Raw genomic sequence first — 20,089 nt, 5'->3', positions numbered from 1 at the left:
GTGCAGCTCGGCGAACCGTTTCTGAGCTCCGCTCGGCCCCTTGGCCCTGCGGCGTATTCGGTGAAACACCCTGGCGTCCTCCTCTACCTCGGCACCTCGTCCTGCGCGTTTCATGATCGTGCCCCACGCCGTCGGCGGTTTCAATTCACAACGTCCACAGTCCCTTCGGCCAGGTCAGCACGGGTGTGGCCTCTCGGCTGCCCGGGTGACGAGGAGGCCACGACGCATGTCTCGGTACGGCACAGCGGCGATCCGGGGAGCCTGCGTGCCGTCTGGTGTACTTATCGGGCCTGACGCGGTGACTCCTCTCCGCTGCGCCGCCTGCCGGGCGCGGAGGGCCTGGTCGTCGCCCTGCGCGTCGCGGACCGGTTCGCTGCGGTGCTGGTCTCGGGAAGCTGGGAGGCATCGGCGGGCAGGTCGGCTGTCCGTCGCATCCGCCATACGAGCACGTCGCTGATGGAGTCCGCGGTGCCCAGTTCGCGCCGAGCGGCAACGTCGGACAGGAGGGCGGCCGGGTCGTGGCCGGCGGCTTCGGCTTCCGTGATGGTCGCGGCCAGGGCGTACCAGCCGGGTTCGGCGAGGATCTGCTCGGCCAGTTCCGGTAGCGCCTCGCGCAGCAGCGCGGTCTGCCGCTGGAGCATCGGCCGGCTCAGACGTCGGCCGCGCTGGTATAGCACACCGAGCGGCTGGGCCGAGGCGGCCTGGTAAGCGGTGCGCAGGTGTTCGGCAGCTCGGGTGGCGGCCTCGGCCTGCTGGGCGTGGCCCTTCCGGGCGTGCCAGTGCGCGGTGGCGGTGATCAGGAAGAACAGCATGTCGATCGCCATCGCCGTGGTGGCTCCGTCCTCACCGCGGCCGAGGGCCGGGCCGCCCTGGACGAGGTCGCGGGCGGCCTGTCGCAGGGCTCGATCGTGCCCGCGTACGGCGCGGACGTGAGAGCGCGAGGCCCGTTCGAAGGCCGTTGCGGCGTCGTGCAGTTCGCGGCGGGTGTGAGCGGCGGACGTCTTCGCGAGGGCGTCCAGGACCTCGCCGACCGCGGCGATGTGGGCGGCGGCGACCCCGTCCTCGCCGTGTTCGACGACGAGCACGGCCTTCCACACGGCCGATGCCGTGCCGCGGCGCGCGGCGGCCGGACTGCCCGGCCCCGTACGAATCGCTTCCTCCCGCCGGGCCGCAGGGACATCCTGCGCATCACCGGACCACCGCTCGCGGATGCGAGGCAAGGACAGGTCGGGAGCGAGGCGCGCGCCGGGGTAGAACACCGGCTCGCCGTCCTTGTTCAGGTCGTCGGGCAGGGCGACCTTGTATCCGAGCAAGTCACCGGAGGGCGCGGCGCGCTTGCGGATCAGGAGGCCGGCGGCGGCGAGGCGGTCGAAGAACTCCTCGTCGCTTCTCGCGCCGGCCACCGCACGCCGCACGGATTCCCGCAGTTCCTCGCGGGCGGTGCGCTCGCGGCCCTGGCGCTGGGCCTTGTGGCGCTCGGCGCTGGTCGGTCGTTGCGCTGCGGTTCCGTCCCCGGTGCTGAGCTGCTTGAGCCCGTACTCGGCTTCGATCAGGCGGGCTTCGGCCTGGGATCGCTTGGCGTCGTTGTTGAGTCGGGGGCGCCGGCCGTCTTCGCGGACGAGCGTGGCGATGATGTGGATGTGGTCGTCGGCGTGGCGCACGGCTGCCCAGCGGCATCCCGCCTCGTCGGCGGCCGGAGCGATGCCGGTCGCGGCGACCATGCGTCGGGCGATCTCCCCCCATTGCTCGTCGGAGAGAACCGGGTCGTCGGGTGCGGCCCGGACGGATAGGTGCCAGACGTGCAAAGCCGGGCGGCGCGACTCCGCGAGCGTCTGGACGGGCTGGTCCAGGAGCTGCTGCAACTGTCTCTTCGTAGCTTGAGGATCGCGACCGGGGTCGGGAGCGAAGCTGTCCCATGCCGCCACGAGATGCGGATCGACGTGCTCCTCATGGGTCCCTTTGCCGTAGAGGTAGATGAGCAGGCCGAACGTGTTCGAGCCACGCTTGTGGACGCGAGGGATCAACCGGTTCGCCTTTCGGTGTCGAGGTAGTGCTGGATGAAGGCGTCCACGCGCTGGGTGGCGCGCTGGACGGCGCCGAGTACGGCTTCGGCGTAGGGGACGTCGGCACCGGAGTTGGCGGCCTTAGCTACCTGGTTGACGTTGTTGCCGATGTGGCCGAGGTGCCGGCGCACAGCGAAGAGCTCGTTGTGGACTTCTCGTTGGGCGGCGATTTCCGCCGCCGTACGGTCGAGATCGTGGGCGGCTTTGAGAGCGGCGTGGGCGAGGAAACTGGCGACGCTCATGTGGCACACGGCGGCTGCACGAGCTAGGAGTTGGTACTCGTCGTCGTTCATGCGGCAGCTGGGCTGGCGCATGCGCTTGTTCTCGTCGCGCAGGCGCTCACGCTGTTGCACATGCGGCTTTGAAGGGGCGGTGTGCGTGTAGTGCGCACTGTGGCAGGCGTGCTGGTCCTGCTCCTCGGGATGCGAGCCGCCCTCGGTCGCATCCTCACGGATCGGCGCCTCCCGGTGCCGTTCCGCTCCCGCCACTCCAGGGGCGGGGAACGCAAGAGCATTGCTCCCCTCGGGAGCAATGCTCTTGCGATAACTTGCTCGCCCCGAGACCGAGTTGGAGCCGCGATCAGGTTCCTGGGTGGTGCCGTTCTTGGGTGCGTTCGTCATTGAGATTCGGGCCTCGTAGAGCGGGTGCGTTGCTGGATGGTTGCGGCCAGCGCGAGAACTTCGGCTGGGCTGGCAAGGACGCGAACCGGTCTGTTGGGACGGTCCTGGACGAGCCACTGCCCGGTCGGCGTGAGGACGACGGCGTGGAGGAGTCGCCGGCGGACCAAGACGTCCGCCCAGGCACCGGCCTCGGCGGTGGTGGGCCCGGAAAAGCGAGGGGGACGAGGAATCATGGCGTACCTCCTAAGCGGGGCGGTGGCCCGGCGTGGAGCCGGGCCACCTTTACGGATACGGGCCTTGTGCTGGGATTTGCCGGTTCAGCCGCATTCGGGGCAGCGTCCGACGTGGCTGTTGAGCGCGCGGGCCATCCGCTGTTTCGCCGAGGCTGCCTGCTTCGCGCTGGACTTCGCCGCCGGCCTGCCCGCATGCCGCTCGGAGTGAGCGAGCATGAATCCGATCTCGCGCTCGTACTCGGCGCGGACCGTCTTGAACTGGTGGCAGGTCTTCATCGGGCGGTGCTCCTCGCCGTCGTGATGTCCGCGTTCCGCAGCTCCTGGAGGACCAGGCCGAGTCGGTCGTTACCGACACCCGTCAGGCCCTGGCGGCGGATGATTTCGCGCAGCTGCACTCGGGTGACCGCGCCGTTGCCGTCACGTTTGAGCAGAGCCGGCACATGGGGACGCACCTCACGGACAAGCTGGCGCTCGGATTCACCCAGCTCGCGTGCCTGGCGCTCCGTCTGCGAGCGGGACCGTGCACGCTTGTCCTTGTTCTTCGTCCGGGAGGTCCTGGTCGGCTTCCGGCGAAGCGGGACCTTGTGTCCTCGGTCCTGGGTGGTTTCGGTCCCGGACTGTGGGGCGGTCGGTCCTCGGTCCTGGGTGGTTTCGGTCCCGGACTGTGGGGCGGTCGGTCCTCGGTCCTGGGTGGTTTCGGTCCCGGACTGTGGGGCGGTCGGTCCTCGGTCCTCGGTGGTCTCGGTCCCCGACTTCGTGATGCCCGGTCCCCGATGAGAATCCGGGTCCTGAGCTGCCACTTCTCGCGTGCTGTGGTCGGTCCTCATGGCCGCTGCGTCCCGCGCTGCGGCTCCCGGTCCGGCGAGCACGGTCCCTGGGACCGCACCGTCTTCAGAGGGCTTGGTTCCCGCGAACGTTCCCGTTGCGTCGCCCTTGGTCCTTGCGGCGACCTCGGCTTCCGGGTTCTCGGGGACGGGGCTCCGAGGAGCCCTCGGTCCTCGGTCCGGGACCGGCTCGTCGGAACCGTCGGGACCGGGGACGGGGACCGGCACATCCGATGTCGGCTGTACGGGGACCGTGGCCGCCGATGCGCTGCTGTGCGCCGGGGACCAGGGAGAAGGGAGCGGGACCGTGGCGAGCGCCAGCGCGTGTCGCCGAGCGGCGAGCTGGTCGAGCAGCTGCGCCCGCTGGTGAGGGTCGGTGCCGACCGAAGCCCTGCCGACCGCCTTCGACAGGCGTCGCGTCAGTCGCCGGCCGCGACGGCTCTGCTGCTGCTCGGGTGTGCGCTCGGCGAGGCGGGCGGCGAGGGTGACCGCACGGGCGGTGGCCCGGTCCCGGGTGATCAGCGCGGCGTCGCGGTCCCGCGCGGCGATGCCCAGGCGGGACAGCAGCCGCTCGCGTGCCTCCCGGCCCAGGACGGCGAGCAGTCCGTTCGAGGCTGCACCCGGGGTGCGCAGGCGCAGTTCGATGCCCATGGCCAGGTGCCACAGCATCGCCGCCATGACCGGTCCGACGAAGGCGCGGACCGTGCCGCCGATGGGGCCGCTCTCGGCGTAGGCGGGGATCACCTGCACTGTGGTGATCACCCAGACCAGCGTGCCCGGCAGGCCGGGAGCGCCCTGGACGGCGAGGTTCTGCCGTGCCATCAGCGCGGTGGCGAATAGGGCGAGTTCGGCGGCGGCGAACATGCCGGCGCGCTCGGCGGTGCCGGCCATGTCGAGGTAGTCGGCCGCGAAGCGCCAGCTGGTGTCGGCGCTGTAGGCGGTGCAGCCCAGGGCGGCGACGGCGGCGACCTTGACCGCCGGGCCGCCGAGACGTTTCCGCGGGCGGGTTCCCCGGCGCCGGATCGCCCAGGCGGTCAGCACGAGCGCGAGGGCGGCGGGCACGGCGGCGGCGAGGAGGAGAGGGAGGTCCGAAGTAGCACCGAAGGCGAGGACAGGGTGGGTCATGCTGCCTTTCCGAGTGGGGCGTGCGCCGGGGTCGACGCCGCCGGGCGGCCTGTCGGCTGCTGAGTGCCGGGAGCTGCGGGCGCGGGGGTGCCCTTGGCCTTGGAGGTCTTCTTCCGCTTCTTCTTGGAGCGGGGCACGCCGTAGTTGCGGTCCCGGTCGAAGACCTTGTTGGCCGCTTGCCGGAGCAGGTCGCGGGCGTGCTTGTGGCTGATCTGCAGGGCGGCGGCGAGTCGGTCGGGCTGCCAGCCCCGGACGTAGGCGTGGTCGATGGCCACCTGCCGCTCGGCTTCCGTCAGGTGCACGTCGCGTCCCTGGAAGAAGGCGGTCACACGCCGGTAGTCCAGGCGCCGGTGCAGGTTGTCGTGCAGCGGGCGCCGCTCGGCTTCGGTGAGCCCGCCCCAGACGCCCTCCTTGAGGACGTTCTCCAGGGCGAAGTCCAGGCACGCGCGGCGGACGGGGCACCAGCCGCACAGCTCCTTCGCCTCCGCGATCTCCTCGTGATCCCGGGGCCCGGGGAAGAACACGGCGTCGGCGTCCTCGACGTCCATGCCGTGGCACGCTCCGCGGACGTGCCAGCTGGTGTCTGCGATGCCGCGCAGGCCGGTGGCCGGCGCGTCGTGGGTGGTGATGTGGCGCAAGGCGAGTCTCCGATGTGCTGCCACACCGGCCGGCTGGCGCAGTGCCTGGCGGGTGCGGCGTCGGGCGTCGGCTGCGGCGCGTGGGTGTGCGCCGCATCCGGTGCGGGACGGTGAGGTTGCGGCGGTGCAGCGGACGGGATGCACGCGCCGGAGGCGCCGGTCAGGCCAGGGCGGGCTGCTGGGCCTGCTCGGCGTGCTGGGCCTGCTGGGCGGCGAGGTCCACACGGCCGGGGTGCGGGGTGGCGCGCGGCGTGATGGCGCGTACCCCGTCGTTGGGGCCGATCCGGCGGCGCCGGCACGGCTCGCCGACCGGGGCCAGACACCACTCGCATCGCACGCTCAGGGCATCGGGCAGCCCCTGCGCGACGGCGGCTTCGCGTGCTGCCCGGGCGGGCCGGAACGGTGCGAGAGCGGCGCGGGCGGCGGGCGGTATGCAGGAGCCGATCTGGTCCAGCCGAGCCTGCAGCCTCGGGTTGATCCCCTCCTGGCTGCTGGTGATGGCCGGGGCATACGCGGGCTGCGCTATGCCGGCGGCGACGGCACGGCGGGTGCCGACCAGCTCTGCGGTCCAGGCGGCCTGGTCGTCCGGGTCCGCGGACGGTGTGGGGTCCCAGTGGAGGGCCAGGCGGTTGCGCCGGTAGCTCTCCCAGGGGCGGACCACGTCGGCGGGTTGGATCTGGTACGGCGAGGTGCGGTAGTGCTGGCGGGCGGCGATGCGGGCGTCCCAGCCGTGCGGGGTGGCCATCGGCACGTCGCCGAGCAGCTCGTGCCACTGGGCGAGCTGGTCGCGGGCCTCGCCCTCGTCGGTGCGGATGCTGCGGGGGTCGAGTCGGCCGATGTAGGCCAGCAGGGCGGCGATTTCGCGGCGGTCCACGGTCAGCCCTCCGTTCCGGTCGGCTCGTCCAGGGCGGCGAGAAGGGCGGCGGTGTGCTTCTCGGCCCGCGTCATGCCACCGGGCGCGGCGGTGTTCTGGCCGGGCACGGCGTAGAGGTTCGGGCGGTTGGGGGCGTGTTCCCGGGTGATCCAGGCTCGCCAGTCGGCAGCCCAGGCTTCCGCCGGCCTCGGGGCGTGGGCCGCCCGGTGGGCACGCCACTTCGCGTCGGCGGCCTGCAGGCCATGCTCGCCGAGGCGGTCGAGGTGTCCCTGCCGGCGGGCCCAGGTGTGGGTGGCGGGGTCGACCTGCCACTCGGCAGCCGGGAGGACGGCAGCACCACCACTGCTGTACCTCCGGTTCAAATTAGGTTCACTACGGTTCTGTGTGCCGGTGGCCGGTACATCGCTGTGCCGGTGGCCGGTACGCCGCTGTGCCGGTTTCCGCCTGGGCCTGCCGGTTTCCGGTACTGCCGGTTTCCGGACCCTGGCGGGGGATTCCGGCACCTCACGCGGGCGGATTCCGTACCGCCGCAGGGCCGACAGCCGGAGCTTGGCAGGGCCAGCGGGCTCGTCCGGCACTGCCGTCTCGCTCGTTTCCTCCCGCTGCTCTCGCAGCGCCTGTGCGACTGCTTCGGCGGCGAGCGGCAGGCGGTAGACCGTGCTGCGCTGCGGGCCCACCAGGTCGTCGAGCTGTTCCAGCTCGCCGGCGAGGACGAGGCGTTCGATGGCTTCGCGCACCGTGGAGACCGAGGCGTGCGTGCGCTTGGCCAGGCTGGACAGGGAGGCCCAGGAGATGCACTGGTCGTCGGCCACCCGGTCGGCGATCGACAGCAGGACCAGACGCGCGGCCCCTCGGCTGGAGCTGTGCTCCCACACCCACTCGCGAGCTTCGCTGCTCATCGGCCGCTCCCGGCAAGCGGGCGGGCGGGGCGGCTCGCGGGGGCCTGGATGGTGCGGTCCGGCTCGGGGCGCTGAGGCGCCGAGGCGGAGCTAGCTGCCGCGCAGGCCGGACGGTAGGGCCTTTTGCGCAGGGCGGAGCGCATGCAAGAATCTCCTTTGGTGTTGCCACGCTGAGACGCCCCGTGGAAGGGATCAGCGTGGTGATGGTGGCGATCTCCGCCCTTGCCGGGGCGGTACAGCCGTTAAGCGTCCGGCGTTCGGGAGTTGCCGCTCTCGGGCGCCGTCGCTGTGTTCTGGGGCCTATGAGGCCCGGAGGTTGTGCACGTCATTGCTCCTGTGCTCGTCCGTGCGGGCGGTCTGCCCGGCGGGGGACGACGAACATACGCACGGCTCCGCGTCAAGGTCCAGAGTTGGTTCTTAAACCCTGTAGAAGTCGCGTGAGCTGCTGCGACGGGGGTGGAGCGAGCATGGGCGAGTCCTAGCGCGTACGTAGGTCACGACGGCCGGGCAAGGAGCGCTTACCGCACCCCGCCGGCGTCACATCACTTCAGTGAAGCTGTGTTCGAAAACCTACGCCAGAGTGATCCCAGTCTGTCAACACTGAAGTGAAGCCTCTCGGCCTTTGGTCCTGGGAACTACACTGCAGTACAGTCCGGAGTCGGCGTCTAGATGAGAGGAGTCGGTGATGGTGGAGTCCAGCGGGTCGGCGGAGGCGCCCGGCGGCGCGGCCGACGCTCGGCGCTCATTCGCCGACAAGCTCAACCACCTGTTCCAGACCGTGACGAACCCGGAGACCGGCAAGCGTTACACCAATGCCGAGGTCGCCCGGGCGATCTCCGTGTCCGAGAGTGCGATCTCGCAGCTGCGGACCGGGGCGAAGCCCAACCCCACCTACACGACGGTGGAACGACTGGCCGGCCACTTCCACGTCAAAGAGCAGTACTTCTTCTCGGACTACGACGCCGAGGAGGCCGAGAAGGTGCGCGCCTCCATGGAACTCATCGAGGCCGTAGCCGACAGCGACGTCCGCGGCCTTGCGCTTCGAGCCAACGGCCTCTCGGCGGACAGCTTGAGGATGATCACGGATGTGATCAATCAGGCGAGACGGTGGGAAGGGCTCGACAAGCCCGGGCAGTGATGTGACCTCACTCACCTGCTGGGTGGATTTGACTGGTATGCCGCGCATGGATCTTCAAGATCGCCTTGGGCAACCATCTGTACCTATGCAAAGCTCCGCTAGAACCACGCGGAATGGTGGGTTCCGGTTAGCGCAGGCCGTGTCAGCGCTCATTCGGGGGCTACAGCAAGGATCTCGTCCATGTTCAAGCGGCAATTCGCGCGCAGAGAGGCGCAGCTGAGGCGACTGTGTGAGGAGCAGTTGCGGGGGATCGAGATATCCGATCCCTACGCGGTGGATGAAATATGCCGGCAGCTCGCCGTCAAGCGTGGCCGCCCCCTGCACCTCCACGAATTGCCTGAGACCGGAGGGGCCAACGCTCCCTGCGGAATGGTCCTCTCGTTCGACCACGGGGATTACGTCTTTCACGTCGCGGCTACCAGCGAGCGGCATCGTGCACAAATCGTGCGCCACGAGCTAGCGCACCTGCTGCTCGGGCACGCCGGGAACAACGAGAGCGTCGTCAGGTCTCTACTGGGAGTCCTGCCTGACGGGGTCGACCCCTCTGCCGTGCTCTCCGCTCTCGGCCGGACGAGCTACGACAGCGAGACCGAGTACGACGCCGAAATGGCCGCCTCCTGCCTGGGAGAGCTCTTTCACGATCTTGCCCACTCGGGCCGGGAACGCGGTCGGTCCGGTGCCGTGGCGCGGCTCGACGACGCCCTGGTCCACCCACGGAAGAACCGCCGCTCATGAGTACATCCACCCTCATCGCCGGCGTCCTCTGGCTGGTGGCTCTGTGGCGACTGCCGTCCCTCCGGCACTCTCGCAAGCAGCGAAGTCTGGCGCTGACCCTGGTGGCTCTCGCAGCTGCCATGACGTTCGAGGTTCCGCCGGTCAAAGAGGCAGTCGATGCCGCCGTCGGCGCAGACGCCAGGCTGTCGCCGCTGCTGAAGCACCTGCTCGGCGTTACCTCGGCGGCATATCTGCTCGACTTCGTCATCGCAGTCGTTCGACCGCAGGGCCTGGCAAGTCGCACCCGGCTGGTGGCCGCCGGCGTGACGTTGCCCCTCATGCTCGCCTTCTACGCCCTGGCCAACTGGACGTCAGGAGGGCCCGTCAGGCTTGGGGAGGGCCGTGGCGCCCTCTTTCCCGTCCTCTACATGACGGTCTTCACGCTGTACATCGGCATCGCCATGGTCGTCGCTACATGGCTGTTCCTCGGCGGCGTACGCCACAGCCGGACTCTCCTGGGGAAGGCCGGCCTCGGATTTCTGGGCTCGGGAACCCTGCTCGGAAGCCTGTACGCCCTCCAGCGCATCGTCTTCGTGACGGTTCAGCTTGCCTCCGGCACCAGCTATCCAGCCTTGGAGAACCTTCTCTCCACAACGCTCAAGCAAGCCACCGTCCTGTCGGTCGCAGTCGGCGTCTGCTTGCCTCCTCTCTCCGTCGCCGTGGAATACGTCGCCGCGTGGAGCACCCTGCGGAAACTGCGTCCCCTCTGGGTGCAGCTCACGGAAGCAGCCCCGTATGTGGTGCTGGCGACATCTGTAGGCAGGTGGCGTGTCCGCTTCCGGCTGGAACGGTGCGTCATCGAGATCGAGGATGCCTGCCTGGCGCTTCGCGAGTACGCGTCAGTCGACATGCACACAAAGGCCCGGAGGTTCGTCCGTCAGGAAGGGGTCGCTGCGCAACTCTCTGACGCAGTGGCGGAAGCCTGCTGGTTGCGTGCAGCCGTCCAGAGCGCACGAAATGGGGAACGGCTGCGGGGAGTTGAATATCCACCCCTCGGCGTCACTGGCCGAGACAGAGCGAGCGAACTGTCATGGTTGCGCACCGTTGCCCGCGCGTACCTCTCCTCGCCAGTCGTTTCCGAATTCGTCCGGAAAGAACATTCGTCCGTTTCCCACGAGCAGGGCGCTTCGGAAAGGATCTCCTCAGATGACAACTGATGTCCGCCCCAGCGAGTCGCGGCTGGCCCGCCGCATTACAGACTGGCTTGAGCCGAAGAACTGGATCATCGCTGTCACGCTGCTGGTCGGCTGGCACACCGCAGAATGGACAGGTGTTGCTTGGGGTGTGGTCGGCGCCCTCTTCGCGGCCGTCATCCCGATCACCTTCATCAAGTACGGCATTCGCAAGGGTCACTGGGGCGACAGACACGTCGGAGCGAAGCCAGCACGGCTAGTCGTGATGGCCGTCATCCTGCTCTCCGTAGCCACCGGCATCGTCCTGATGCTTGTCGCGGGGGCGCCGCGCACCATGGTTGCCCTCATCGTCTCGATGCTCGTGACGCTCGCGATTCTCACCGCGATCACCTTCGCCTGGAAGATCTCCGTCCACCAGGCCGTGTCCGCAGGTGCCTGCGCGATGCTCGTGCAGACCTACGGCCCGTGGATGGCCCTTGGCTTCCTGTTGGTCGTCGTCGTCGGCTGGTCCCGCGTCGAGCTGCGGGACCACACACGCAACCAAGTGATCGCAGGCACCATCCTCGGCACCATCGTGGCCGCAGCCGTCTTCCACCTGGCGCGCTGATCCGAAGGAGGGGCGTGGTTGAGAGCGACCGCTACGCCTCCCAGGTATCTCACCCGGCTTTCGGGCCCCTGCATCCGCTCGCGGGCCGGCAGGATCGGGTTTCAGTGCTCGTAGGACCAGGCCCGTCCGGTCTGCCGGTACTCGGTCACGGAGATGGGCTGCACTCCGGGGCGCATCCGGGCTGTGTACAGGTGGCCGTCGAGGTGGTCGATCTCGTGGTGGACCAGACGGGCGAGGCCGCGTTCGTAGTCAGTGGTCACGGTCGTCCCGTCGAGTGTCGTGGTCTCGACCGTGATCCGGAGGGGGCGAGGGACGAGGCCGCGTACGTCGAAGAAGCTCAGGCATCCCTCGTACTGGTCGTCGGTCTCCTGCGAGGCGGCGATGACCCGGGGGTTGAGCAGTACGATCGCGCCCGCTCCTGGCTCGGCGGGCTGGACGACGGCCGCGGCCCGGCGGATGCCGATCTGTGGGGCTGCAATGCCCATGCCCTTGGCGAACGTGTGGACGCCTGCGATGCGCGCCATGGAGGTGAACAGGCTTTCCACGGCTTGCTCGGCGGCCTCACGTTCGGCAGGGAGTGAGAAGGGGCGTGCTGGCTCGGCAAGGACGGAGGCGCCTTCCTGGACTACGCCGAGGTTGCGCATCTGCTCGCTGGGCCGCATCTCGTTCACGAGAACTCCTGTTGATTCGCGTCGAGTTCGCTCGGCCAACCGCGGTTGCAGTGGACATACGACGGGGTGCGCCGCTCGGGGTGCCGGTCATGCGGGCCAGGCGTTAGCTCGGCAGCTAGCGTGGCGTTGCCAGACATCCGCTGCGACTGTTGAAGCGTCCCGTATGGCCTGATCCAGAGGGTCGGGGATGCTGCCCCGTCCGAGGCCGGCGGAGGCGACTGCAGTGGAGAGCGTTCTGCGCTCGTCCTGGCTCAGCCCTTCGCGGCACACAGAGTGGGCCAGGACGTCTCGTGCGATGTACCCGTCGGGATGCGTCGTCGCTTCGCTGGTGAGGCGGTGCATCAATTCGGCTTGTCGGGACTCTGGGGAGAGGTCGAGCACAACTAGTCCTACACGAGAGCGGAAGACGGCAAGGTCGGGGGCCGAGCCGAGAGCCAGGTAGTGCTGCACCATCTTGTTGATCGGCTCGACTGGCTGCTCGTCGGCTGCCCTGTGGCAGAGGACGGCAAGGGCTGCCGCGACGGCGTGCTCCCATGGCTCCACCAGGGTGCTCTCGTGTAGGAACTTCAACGCATCGCTGGGCTGCTCGCCGAGGCAGCGGACGAGCACCTCGACTTGGCGCCCGTCGAAGAGGCGCTGTCCCACGCCCCGGTGTTGCCTACTGTGCGCCCGGGCGTAGTCCCATTCACCTGCTGCGACGAGGGCACGGGTTCCGTCGCCGAGGAGTACGGCCCACAGCCATTGGCATACCTGTTGATGGTCGGAAGCCGACTTCGTGAGGCGTTGGAAGGACGTGGCGCGGTCGTCGATGACCGCTTCCGTCTTCGATCTGACTGCTCGGTTCAGGGAATCGAGCAGATGATACGCGCCAGTCCCGTCGCCGTCGCGGATGCGCAGTCGGGCCAGGTTGACCAGGGGTTCCAGGGCGTACCGGGCTTCCTGCGCGCCCAGGGGCTGGGCGCGCAGGACGGCCTCGGCGTGGCGCCAGCACAGAGAGCGTGCCAGGTCCGGCATGCCGCAGTCGCTTGCGATCAGTGCCGCCTTGTTCAGGGCGACGGTTGCGGAGGTCACGTTGTCGTCGCGCTCGGCGGCGGCAGCGAGGTCGGTGATTTCGCGGATGCGTTCAGCGAGAGGCGGGCACGCTGGACGTGGACGGGCAACGAGTGGGAACCGCTTCGCTATCTGGCTGACGTCCATGTCACTGCCATTCGATGACGATGCGGTTCAGCGGGTTGTCGAAGGTGAAGCGGCCGGTCTTCGGGGCGAGCGGGGTCGCGTCGAGTGGTTGGATTTCGAACCCGACGTCGAGCGCCCGGAAGCCCTGGTTCCAGGTGCGGACCTGGTCCGCGACGTCCGAGGCCAGGGCTTCGGCGTCAGGGCCGTGGCCGATGACGCCGAACTCGTACAGGGTGGCGCCATCGGGGGCCTTCTTCGCGTAGGGGCGCCGGGTGAGGTAGGTGAGCGTGCCACCCTCGAAGACCGCGGTCGAGGACGGGTAGGGCGCGGTGACCAGGCCCTTCTCGATGGCCTCGTTGTTGGCGGGCATCCGGCTCAGGCCGTTCGGCATGGCGCAGGCGAGCCACAGCTCCAGGTACTCCGCCGATTCCGGGCCCCGGAAGGTGACGTCCGTCCACGCCTCGGCGCGCGGCTGGCGGAAGATGTCGCGCAGGGCGTCCGCGTCGACCTTCTGGTCTCCGTTGGTGACGAGCGTGACGGTGTTGTCGGTGTCCAGGGGAACGAAGACGCGCGGGTCGTCGGCGATGCCCCTGCGCAGCGGCATGAACGTGTTCATCTGGCTGCCGACGCTGCGCCAGGCTCCGTCCTGGTTCTCGAAGGCGATCGAGCGGGAGACGCTGCCGCGCAGGCGTAGTGGCGTGAGGAGTCGTCCGCCGGGGGCGAGCTGGTCGAGCCAGGCGTGCGGAACGCCGTGGGCGCCGACGGTGGCTTCGATCCGGTCGTACGGCGCGTTGGGGGCGTGGCCCACGGCTCCGTCTCCGAGGACCACTTCGACGTTGTGGATGCTGGCGGCGGCCAGTCCGCCGCGCGCTCCGTCCACGATGTCCTCGTCCACGTCGATCGTGGTGACGTGCCCCGTCTCGCCGACGAGGTAACCGAGGAGTCCGGCGTTGAAGCCGGTGCCGGCCCCCAGCTCCAGGACCTTCTGGCCAGGCTGGACGTCGAGTTGTTCCAGCATCATGGCGACGATGTCGGGCTGTGAGGCGCAGCTGATGGAGCGGCCGGATCCGTCGAACTTCGTGTCCACGGGGGCGTTGCCGTACGCCTTTTCCAGAGGGGCGTTCGGGACGAAGAGGTGGCGGGGAACGGTCCGCATGGCCTCCTCCACACGGGGCGTGCGCACGCACCCGGTCTCGACCAGATGGTCGATCAACTGGGCGCGCAGACGGTCTGCGGAAGGGGCTTCGATGGTGTCACTGTTCACCCCGTTGACCGTAGTGCTCGCCGTCCCCTCAGCTCGGGTGGACGCGGTGTTGTCGCTCGTTCCCATGACTACCTCTTTCGCGAGTGTTGACAAGGTGCGCTGGTCCTGGGCGGGGAGGCCCAGGCGGTTGAAGTGGAAGATGCCGTGGTGGGCGATCACGGCCCGCAACCCTCGTTCCAGGCGGCCCTGACGGTTGAGGTCTGCGAGCTGCTGGCCGAACCACTCGAACGTGGCTATCCACTCGGCCAGCGGCGCGAGTCGGCCCTGGGTGACGCTGCGGCTGGTGGTGCTGACGTCGACGGTCATCAACCGGTGGACAGCGGCCCGGTGCCGTTGCAGACTGCAGACCTCGTCGCCGGGGCGCTCGGCCGCGATCCTCGCCCAGACGTCGCCCTGCTCGTACCAGTCGAGACCCGCCGCGCGCATCGCCACGCTGAGCAGGAGCACCGCCAGCTCGCGGCGGCCGAGCTGGGGACCGGTGACTGCCTGCTGGCGGGCCGCCTCCTCCAGCAGGTGACGGCTGTCGTAGTGGAACAGGGTGTGGGCGATCTTCATCGCGGCGGGGCCGCCGAAGGCTGTCTCTTCCGGCTCGTAGATGCCTCGCGTCCAGGAAGCGAGGACGCCGGCGTCGACCAGCTCGTCCAGGGCAGCGTCCAGGGCCTTCGCCGTGTCCGGGCCCGCGGCCCGGTACCGCAACCGCCACCAGGGGAACTTTCGCAGGAAGGACCACTGGGCCAGTTCCGACTCCTGGGCGATCAGCACTGGGAGCAGATGCTCCACGGCGGTGGCCTCCGCGCGGCTCCAGTCGGTGAACCGGATGAGGCGTTGCGGCCATTCGTCCGCTGCCATGTTTCCTCTTCTCGTCGGCTAGTTGATCAGGAAGCAGGTGTCCCACCCGGACGCGGACGGCGTTCCGGTGTGGAAGGAGTGCAGGGCGAGGGCGGTGCCGGCGGCGCCTTCGAGGAGTCCGATGTCGCCGCCGCCGGAAGGGTTGATCAGTGAGTCCGCCAGGGCGCCAGGCGGGGTGTCGGTGATTGGTGCCAGGAGCCGGGGCAGGCATGCGGTGAGGCCGGGCGTGAGGGCGTCGGTGGCAGCGAGTTGTGTGATGTGCGCCAGGCCGGCGAAGCCGTGGCACAGGGAGACGTCCACGGTCGCGTCGAGTTGGCCGGGGTCGGTCATGGCGCGCAGGAGGGCGAATTCGGCGGCGTGTTGGCGCGCCGGGTCCTTGAGGGCGAGGGCGGCGAGCTGCTGGGTGCGGGCGAATCCTGCGGTGCCGTAGCACCAGGACGGCCGGGATGGTCCGGGGTCGATCGTGCCGGAGCGTAGTTGCTTACGGGTGATCCAGTACGGCCACCACGGGCCGGCGGGGCCGTCCTGCTGCCAGTGGTCGAGCCAGGCCAGGATGCGGGTGATCGCGTCGAGGTGGCCCTCGACGGTGACGCTGCGGCGGGCTGCGAGGGAGAGCACAGCGAGGGGGCCGCCGATGCCGTGGGCGACGCCGTTATTGGCGTGCCCTTCCGGATACTCCGGGGAGATCGTGCCGGAGGGAGCTAGGGAGCTCCACCAGCCGGGCAGAACTTCCCCGTCGTGCTTGACCGGCTCGGTCAGGCGGACCAGGTAGGTCAGAATCTCGCGGACGACGTCGGTATGGACGTCGCGGTGCAGCAGGAGCCCGCCCAGCCCGCTCAGGCCGCGGATCGCGTCGAACTCCGCCAGCGCGGGCATCTCGCCGCGGTCCATGCGTGCGTGGGCGTCCGCGAGCCGGTCCCGGATCGCCTTCGTGACGTACCGGTCGAGGGTGTCCAGGGCGCGGGCGTAGCGTCCGGGGCGGTCGGCGGCGGCGTGCAGGGCGAAGGCGAGCGCGGGCGCCCCGTAATAGAGGTGGCTGTCCGGGTCGCCGACAGCGGGTTCGGCTGCGGCGCAGGCGAGCCAGTCGTGTGCGCGCTGCCACGGACCCAGCTCGGTGCGGGCCCGCTCGATGTGCAGCAGCGCGACACCGGCCGCGCCGTGCGCGAGCGACTGCGGCCACCAGCCCTGGCGGTGATGCAGCCCCCGTACATCCTGCGGCGAGGCAAGCCGCTCGGCGATCGTGTCGGCGGCTGCCCGCGCGCTTTCACGCAGATTCATGGTGATCTCCTCGGTGAGTCCAGGCCATGGCGGCGGCGTGGGCCAGCCGTACGCACATCCGCTCGTCGTCCTTGTCGATGCCTGCGGCGCGGATGTGGTGGGCGTGCAGCAGCGAGTCGAGAACGACGTCCGGGTCGATGCCACCGAACGCGTCCAGCTTCTGCCGGTAGCGGGCCAGGGCCGCGTCGCGCTCGCTCCAGGCGCTGGCGATGGCGTCGCCGCCGGGGGCCGCGCGCAGGGCCGCCCAGCCGTCGGCCGGGTCGGCTAGGCGCAGCGCCTGACCGCGCACGGTCCGGTCCATAGGGCGCGGGTCGGTGATCCGGCCGTGGGCGATCAGCCAGTTCATGCCGGCTGCGGTGCTGCCGGTGAAGGCGGCGGCGACGGAGACGAAGTTCGCTGCGGCGAGGACCTGTTGGTGCGGACGGGAGCTTTGGGCGAACTGGACGGCCAGGGCTCGGGAGTCGGCGGCGAAGACGTCCTCGGCCAGGCTCATCAGCGGCCCGGGGCCCCACCGGCCGGTCTCCGGGTAGGAGGTTGCGAACTGCATGTCGGTGAGGAGCCCGGCACGGCGCAGTCCGTTCGCCCAGGCGCTCACGCGCTGCGCGGTGAGGGCGAAGTCCTGCTCGCTGGGGACCGCGATGCGCAGGCGCAGGTGCTGGCGGGGGTCGCGGTAGCGCATGTACCACCAGGTCGGCGGCTCGTTCCACTGGCCGAGCAGCGCGGGCAGGTGGTCGGCAAGGATCTCGGGTTGCCGTTCGACGTGCCCGTACAGCTTGACCAGCAGCCAGGAGGCGGCGCCCGGAAGGTGACCGTGCTCGCGCGTGACGAGCTGGTCCGCGGTGACGGGAGGGACGGCCGGCCACTGCGGCGGGCGGACGGCCGTCATCGGGGCGATGATCTCGTGGGTCCGTCCGTCGAACCAGCCTTCCTCGGATTCCGCTTCCGTCAAGATCACCGATTCATGAGTGTCCAGGTGGGCGCGCAGCAGCGCGAGGTGCGCGCGCTCGGAGAGGTCCAGCGGCAGAAGCTGGTCGCCCTCGGCCAGCGCGACTTCGTCCGGAACTCGGCGGCGTGCGCGCCACTCGTCGGCCGCCTTGTGCCACTCCCCCCAGGAGGCGCGGCGGTCGGGCAGCTCCGACCGGTCCAGTCGCCACCTCGCCGGAGAGAGGATCGCGCGGCCATAGCGCACCCGCGGCAGGTACGGCAGTGCGGTAGCGGACGCCCAGGGGAAGACGGTCAGGACGGCGGTCTGGGAGCGGCTGATCTCGGTGAGGAAGCGTGCGAGCGGCGGCGTGTGGCCGCGCAGGTCCAGCGCGTGCAGCGTCATGGGGTCCAGCAGGCAGGCGCGGGAGAGGGAGACGAGGTAGAGCCTGCGGCGGTCGCAGCCCACGGCGAGGTCGTCGAGCGGGATGGTGCGCGCGTCGACCGGACGGTGCTCCGCCAGGCTGATGACGGCCGGCAGGAGTTCTGTAACGCGGGTGACGTTGGTGTCGCCCTGGTCGAGTGGGGTGAAGGAGACCTGCGTGGGCACCGCGCCGGGCGTGTTGACCGGCAGCTCCTCCAGCATGACGGCCACGCGGGCCTGATCGTCTGATGCGAGCAGCCCCAGGCTGCGGCCGATCGTGGTGCCGATCCCGCGGGACGGGGCGATGCCGTGAAGAACGAAGTCTCCACTCTCCAGGGCCTCTTGCGAAGCGGCACGGATTCGAAAGCGCAGCTCCGTGTGGGCCGGTACCTGCGGGGCGTTGCGATCTCCGACCGTCAACGTGCGGATCAGGTCCTCGTCCAGGCGGATCTCGTCGCGGCCGTCGAGGACGGCCGCTTGGGCGAGGGAGAGCAGCCGCTGTTCACGGGCGGTCAGGGCCTCACCCTGTTCAGGTTGCGCATCGCGGTATCCGACCGGGAACCCGAGGCCGACATCGGGGTCCACCAGGTCCCGGACCGGGACGAGTGAGTTGATGCCGTACCGCTCGAAGAATCGGTTGTGGAAGTCCTTCCATGCCGGAGTGCCGAAGGGGTACGCGCTCAGCCGGGCCAGCACCGTGGCGGCCTGCTCCGCCTCGCGGGCAACCTGTGGGGGCAGAGTGAGGGAGCAGTCCATGCGAAGGTCCAGCGTGAACGGCTGAGCCTTGACGCTACTCAAGGCGGTCATTTTCCGACGTAAGGCGGTACGCAGGCGCCGGCCGTCCGCCGGGGCCAGTACCTGGTTGTGCCGGGCGATGGCGTCGCGGACCGTCCGCAGGTCGGCCACGAGGTCCGTGGCTGATGGGGCGGCGGCTGCTTCGGCCTGCTCGACCAGGTGGTCCAGGGCGTCGAGGGTGGCGGAGGGCGCGTGCAGGCTGCTGATGAGCACACCGCGTTCGACGAGGCTGCTGACGAGCCCTTCCACCCGGTCCGCGGGAACGTCGGGGAACTCGCTCCTCATCAGTGCGACCACCGCATGGACGGGGACGGGCGAGGCGGCGGCATCAACGGCGATACGTACGGCGCTGGTGTACCGGAGGGACACTTCGGCCGCCGGGCTGCCGTCGGTACGGCATGAACGGGGCGGGTAGGGCACGATCAGCCGATCGCCCCGTACGAAGATGGTGTTGTTGGCCATCACATGCAGGTGCCGCAGGAGTTCAGGATCTGCTTCCAGACGGGCGACCAGGTCCGCGATCCAGTCGCCGTCGGCACGGATGACGGGTCGATGCCTCTCACCCCAGGACCATCCCGGTCGTTCCCCGAACGAGGCGGGCGCGATACCGGCGAACAGACCGTTCGGGGTCGCCCGGCCCGTCATACGCAGCAGGTACCGCATGACCGACACCACTGCGCGGCGCAACTGACGGGTCTCGGGACTGGCCACCAAGCACAGGGTCTGAACCTGCTGCGCGAGCAGAGGGCTGGCCTGCTCGATGGAGTCGGCGGCCTCGGACAGCGACCAGACGTCGCGCAGCCACGTCTGCCACCGCACCTCACGGTCCGGGGTGTCGTCGGTGAGGTCCGGCCACGCGGGAAGCGGCAGTCTCGAGGAACGGGCGGCGCGCACCAGCGCAGTATCCGCGCACCGGTACAGCGGGCCGTCCTTACGGGAACCCATGCACCCTCCCTGGTTGTGGTGTGTTGGGGTGGGTGCCAGCCCGCGCGGCGCAAGGCCGCGCGGGCTGGCAGATCAATGCGCCGAGGTCAGGCCACGTTGGTGGCGCAGGACCCCTGGCAGCTCGGCTTGCAGCCGTCGTCCGTCAGGTTGATCACCGTGGCGGAGCCGTCGCCGGACTCCAGGACGCTGATGTCCAGGTCGAACGCGTCACCGCCCGCCGTGGCGGCCGGGGACTGTGCCTGGCCCTTGATCGTGTTCGCGTTCATGCGGGTTTCTCCCTACTCGTCGTGCGGTGGAAGATGATCAGGCCACGTTGGTGGCGCACGGGCTGGAGCAGGTGCTGCCGCAGCCGTCGTCGGTGAGGTTGATCAGCGTGGCGGAGCCGTCGTCGGACTCCAGGACGCTGATGTCGAGGTCGAATTCGTCGTTCTGCATGTGGTGATTCCTCCGTTGTCGTGCGCGGCTCCGATCGAGCCGCGAGGGACGTGCCGCGTGGGCGGCGCCGACAGGACATGGGCGTCGTGCCGGTGGTCTGGTGCGGTCAGGAGCCGCTGGAGATACAGGCGTTGCCACCGCAGGTTGAGCCGCAGCCGCCGTCGGAGGCGATACTCGCCCCGACCGTGCCACCCGATTCGATGACGCTGATGTCGAGGTCGAACGGGTCCTGCGAGGCAGAGGCCGAGGCGGTCCTCATGCCCTGGTCGGTCACCCTGGGAGTCACGGGAATCCTCCTGATTGGTCCGGTGGAACACTTCGATTCGGTGTGTTGCGGTACGGCCGACCCCGGTGGGGGGCAGCTGTGTGGCCTGCGCCGGTCGGGTCCTCGCCGGCCACCTCT

Annotated in this window: 19 protein-coding genes; 4 read left to right on the top strand and 15 right to left on the bottom strand. The window is 69.7% G+C overall.

All coding sequences use genetic code 11. The annotated features are described in order from the left end of the window. Nucleotides 1-281: 281 nt before the first annotated feature. From ACZ6ZN_RS06505 to ACZ6ZN_RS06475, 7 genes are all read right to left on the bottom strand, one after another. Complete coding sequence (locus ACZ6ZN_RS06505; protein WP_469643564.1) at nt 282-2,024, bottom strand: relaxase/mobilization nuclease domain-containing protein; 1,743 nt, start codon at nt 2,022-2,024, stop codon at nt 282-284. Beyond that, complete coding sequence (locus ACZ6ZN_RS06500) at nt 2,021-2,683, bottom strand: plasmid mobilization protein (protein WP_469643560.1); 663 nt, start codon at nt 2,681-2,683, stop codon at nt 2,021-2,023. The genes ACZ6ZN_RS06505 and ACZ6ZN_RS06500 overlap by 4 nt, the downstream gene beginning before the upstream one ends. Nucleotides 2,684-3,000: 317 nt before the next feature. Further along, the gene (locus ACZ6ZN_RS06495) at nt 3,001-3,192 is read right to left on the bottom strand and encodes a hypothetical protein (RefSeq protein ID WP_007491133.1); all 192 of its coding nucleotides are present in this window, start codon (nt 3,190-3,192) and stop codon (nt 3,001-3,003) included. Beyond that, nucleotides 3,189-4,865, bottom strand: a complete 1,677-nt coding sequence (locus tag ACZ6ZN_RS06490) for a hypothetical protein (RefSeq protein WP_469643557.1) — start codon at nt 4,863-4,865, stop codon at nt 3,189-3,191. Before ACZ6ZN_RS06490 ends, ACZ6ZN_RS06495 begins: the two co-directional genes overlap by 4 nt. Beyond that, nucleotides 4,862-5,503, bottom strand: a complete 642-nt coding sequence (locus ACZ6ZN_RS06485) for a WhiB family transcriptional regulator (protein WP_406721904.1) — start codon at nt 5,501-5,503, stop codon at nt 4,862-4,864. The genes ACZ6ZN_RS06490 and ACZ6ZN_RS06485 overlap by 4 nt, the downstream gene beginning before the upstream one ends. Nucleotides 5,504-5,663: 160 nt before the next feature. Next, nucleotides 5,664-6,377, bottom strand: a complete 714-nt coding sequence (locus tag ACZ6ZN_RS06480) for a zinc finger domain-containing protein (RefSeq protein WP_061441538.1) — start codon at nt 6,375-6,377, stop codon at nt 5,664-5,666. 2 nt (nt 6,378-6,379) lie between these two features. Then, the gene (locus ACZ6ZN_RS06475; protein ID WP_469643553.1) at nt 6,380-7,276 is read right to left on the bottom strand and encodes a helix-turn-helix domain-containing protein; all 897 of its coding nucleotides are present in this window, start codon (nt 7,274-7,276) and stop codon (nt 6,380-6,382) included. 685 nt (nt 7,277-7,961) lie between these two features. Here ACZ6ZN_RS06475 and ACZ6ZN_RS06470 point away from each other — a divergent pair. From ACZ6ZN_RS06470 to ACZ6ZN_RS06455, 4 genes are all read left to right on the top strand, one after another. Next, nucleotides 7,962-8,414 carry a helix-turn-helix domain-containing protein gene (locus tag ACZ6ZN_RS06470; RefSeq protein WP_469561067.1) on the top strand — a complete coding sequence of 151 codons (453 nt, stop codon included), beginning with the start codon at nt 7,962-7,964 and terminating at the stop codon, nt 8,412-8,414. Between the two features lie 180 nt (nt 8,415-8,594). Beyond that, entirely contained in the window at nt 8,595-9,149 is a 555-nt protein-coding gene (locus ACZ6ZN_RS06465) for a secondary metabolite protein (protein ID WP_469643551.1), read from the top strand. After that, entirely contained in the window at nt 9,146-10,345 is a 1,200-nt protein-coding gene (locus ACZ6ZN_RS06460) for an MAB_1171c family putative transporter (protein WP_469643548.1), read from the top strand. The genes ACZ6ZN_RS06465 and ACZ6ZN_RS06460 overlap by 4 nt, the downstream gene beginning before the upstream one ends. Beyond that, a complete protein-coding gene (locus ACZ6ZN_RS06455; protein WP_054100449.1) occupies nt 10,335-10,928 on the top strand; it encodes a phosphatase PAP2 family protein in 594 nt (197 codons plus the stop codon). Before ACZ6ZN_RS06460 ends, ACZ6ZN_RS06455 begins: the two co-directional genes overlap by 11 nt. Nucleotides 10,929-11,029: 101 nt before the next feature. Here the strand turns inward: ACZ6ZN_RS06455 and ACZ6ZN_RS06450 are convergent, their stop codons facing one another. The 8 genes from ACZ6ZN_RS06450 to ACZ6ZN_RS06415 all read right to left on the bottom strand — a co-directional run bounded on the left by ACZ6ZN_RS06450 (nt 11,030) and on the right by ACZ6ZN_RS06415 (nt 19,972). After that, complete coding sequence (locus ACZ6ZN_RS06450) at nt 11,030-11,590, bottom strand: peptide deformylase (protein ID WP_233520842.1); 561 nt, start codon at nt 11,588-11,590, stop codon at nt 11,030-11,032. A gap of 96 nt (nt 11,591-11,686) precedes the next feature. Further along, nucleotides 11,687-12,796, bottom strand: coding sequence for a hypothetical protein (locus ACZ6ZN_RS06445; protein WP_469643545.1), 1,110 nt, complete (start codon nt 12,794-12,796; stop codon nt 11,687-11,689). A 1-nt stretch (nt 12,797) separates the two neighbouring features. Beyond that, on the bottom strand, nt 12,798-14,888 hold the full coding sequence (gene fxlM / locus ACZ6ZN_RS06440; RefSeq protein WP_469643543.1) for a methyltransferase, FxLD system: 2,091 nt from the start codon (nt 14,886-14,888) through the stop codon (nt 12,798-12,800). 18 nt (nt 14,889-14,906) lie between these two features. Further along, the gene (locus ACZ6ZN_RS06435; RefSeq protein WP_469643540.1) at nt 14,907-16,166 is read right to left on the bottom strand and encodes a lanthionine synthetase C family protein; all 1,260 of its coding nucleotides are present in this window, start codon (nt 16,164-16,166) and stop codon (nt 14,907-14,909) included. Then, nucleotides 16,153-19,251 (bottom strand): lantibiotic dehydratase, encoded by a 3,099-nt coding sequence (locus ACZ6ZN_RS06430; RefSeq protein ID WP_469643537.1) that lies wholly within the window; start codon nt 19,249-19,251, stop codon nt 16,153-16,155. The genes ACZ6ZN_RS06435 and ACZ6ZN_RS06430 overlap by 14 nt, the downstream gene beginning before the upstream one ends. An 86-nt stretch (nt 19,252-19,337) precedes the next feature. Further along, nucleotides 19,338-19,517: an FxLD family lanthipeptide gene (locus ACZ6ZN_RS06425; RefSeq protein ID WP_054100455.1), complete on the bottom strand. Its 180-nt coding sequence runs from the start codon at nt 19,515-19,517 to the stop codon at nt 19,338-19,340. Between the two features lie 37 nt (nt 19,518-19,554). Beyond that, nucleotides 19,555-19,686, bottom strand: a complete 132-nt coding sequence (locus ACZ6ZN_RS06420) for an FxLD family lanthipeptide (protein WP_011031314.1) — start codon at nt 19,684-19,686, stop codon at nt 19,555-19,557. A 106-nt stretch (nt 19,687-19,792) separates the two neighbouring features. Beyond that, nucleotides 19,793-19,972 (bottom strand): FxLD family lanthipeptide, encoded by a 180-nt coding sequence (locus ACZ6ZN_RS06415; protein ID WP_124288030.1) that lies wholly within the window; start codon nt 19,970-19,972, stop codon nt 19,793-19,795. Nucleotides 19,973-20,089: the final 117 nt, after the last annotated feature.

This window comes from Streptomyces sp. NPDC053665, assembly GCF_055585285.1.
Note: the sequence above shows the minus strand (reverse complement) of the source record. Positions and strands in the feature narration are given on the sequence as shown.

Coding starts and splice junctions, on each gene's coding strand:
- ACZ6ZN_RS06465 (WP_469643551.1), top strand. CDS start 8,595: ATGTTCAAGCGGCAATTCGCGCGCAGAGAGGCGCAGCTGAGGCGACTG.
- ACZ6ZN_RS06500 (WP_469643560.1), bottom strand. CDS start 2,683: ATGACGAACGCACCCAAGAACGGCACCACCCAGGAACCTGATCGCGGC.
- ACZ6ZN_RS06450 (WP_233520842.1), bottom strand. CDS start 11,590: ATGCGGCCCAGCGAGCAGATGCGCAACCTCGGCGTAGTCCAGGAAGGC.
- ACZ6ZN_RS06475 (WP_469643553.1), bottom strand. CDS start 7,276: ATGAGCAGCGAAGCTCGCGAGTGGGTGTGGGAGCACAGCTCCAGCCGA.
- ACZ6ZN_RS06435 (WP_469643540.1), bottom strand. CDS start 16,166: ATGAATCTGCGTGAAAGCGCGCGGGCAGCCGCCGACACGATCGCCGAG.
- ACZ6ZN_RS06490 (WP_469643557.1), bottom strand. CDS start 4,865: ATGACCCACCCTGTCCTCGCCTTCGGTGCTACTTCGGACCTCCCTCTC.
- ACZ6ZN_RS06425 (WP_054100455.1), bottom strand. CDS start 19,517: ATGAACGCGAACACGATCAAGGGCCAGGCACAGTCCCCGGCCGCCACG.
- ACZ6ZN_RS06495 (WP_007491133.1), bottom strand. CDS start 3,192: ATGAAGACCTGCCACCAGTTCAAGACGGTCCGCGCCGAGTACGAGCGC.
- ACZ6ZN_RS06445 (WP_469643545.1), bottom strand. CDS start 12,796: ATGGACGTCAGCCAGATAGCGAAGCGGTTCCCACTCGTTGCCCGTCCA.
- ACZ6ZN_RS06460 (WP_469643548.1), top strand. CDS start 9,146: ATGAGTACATCCACCCTCATCGCCGGCGTCCTCTGGCTGGTGGCTCTG.
- ACZ6ZN_RS06470 (WP_469561067.1), top strand. CDS start 7,962: ATGGTGGAGTCCAGCGGGTCGGCGGAGGCGCCCGGCGGCGCGGCCGAC.
- ACZ6ZN_RS06430 (WP_469643537.1), bottom strand. CDS start 19,251: ATGGGTTCCCGTAAGGACGGCCCGCTGTACCGGTGCGCGGATACTGCG.
- fxlM (WP_469643543.1), bottom strand. CDS start 14,888: ATGGCAGCGGACGAATGGCCGCAACGCCTCATCCGGTTCACCGACTGG.
- ACZ6ZN_RS06420 (WP_011031314.1), bottom strand. CDS start 19,686: ATGCAGAACGACGAATTCGACCTCGACATCAGCGTCCTGGAGTCCGAC.
- ACZ6ZN_RS06455 (WP_054100449.1), top strand. CDS start 10,335: ATGACAACTGATGTCCGCCCCAGCGAGTCGCGGCTGGCCCGCCGCATT.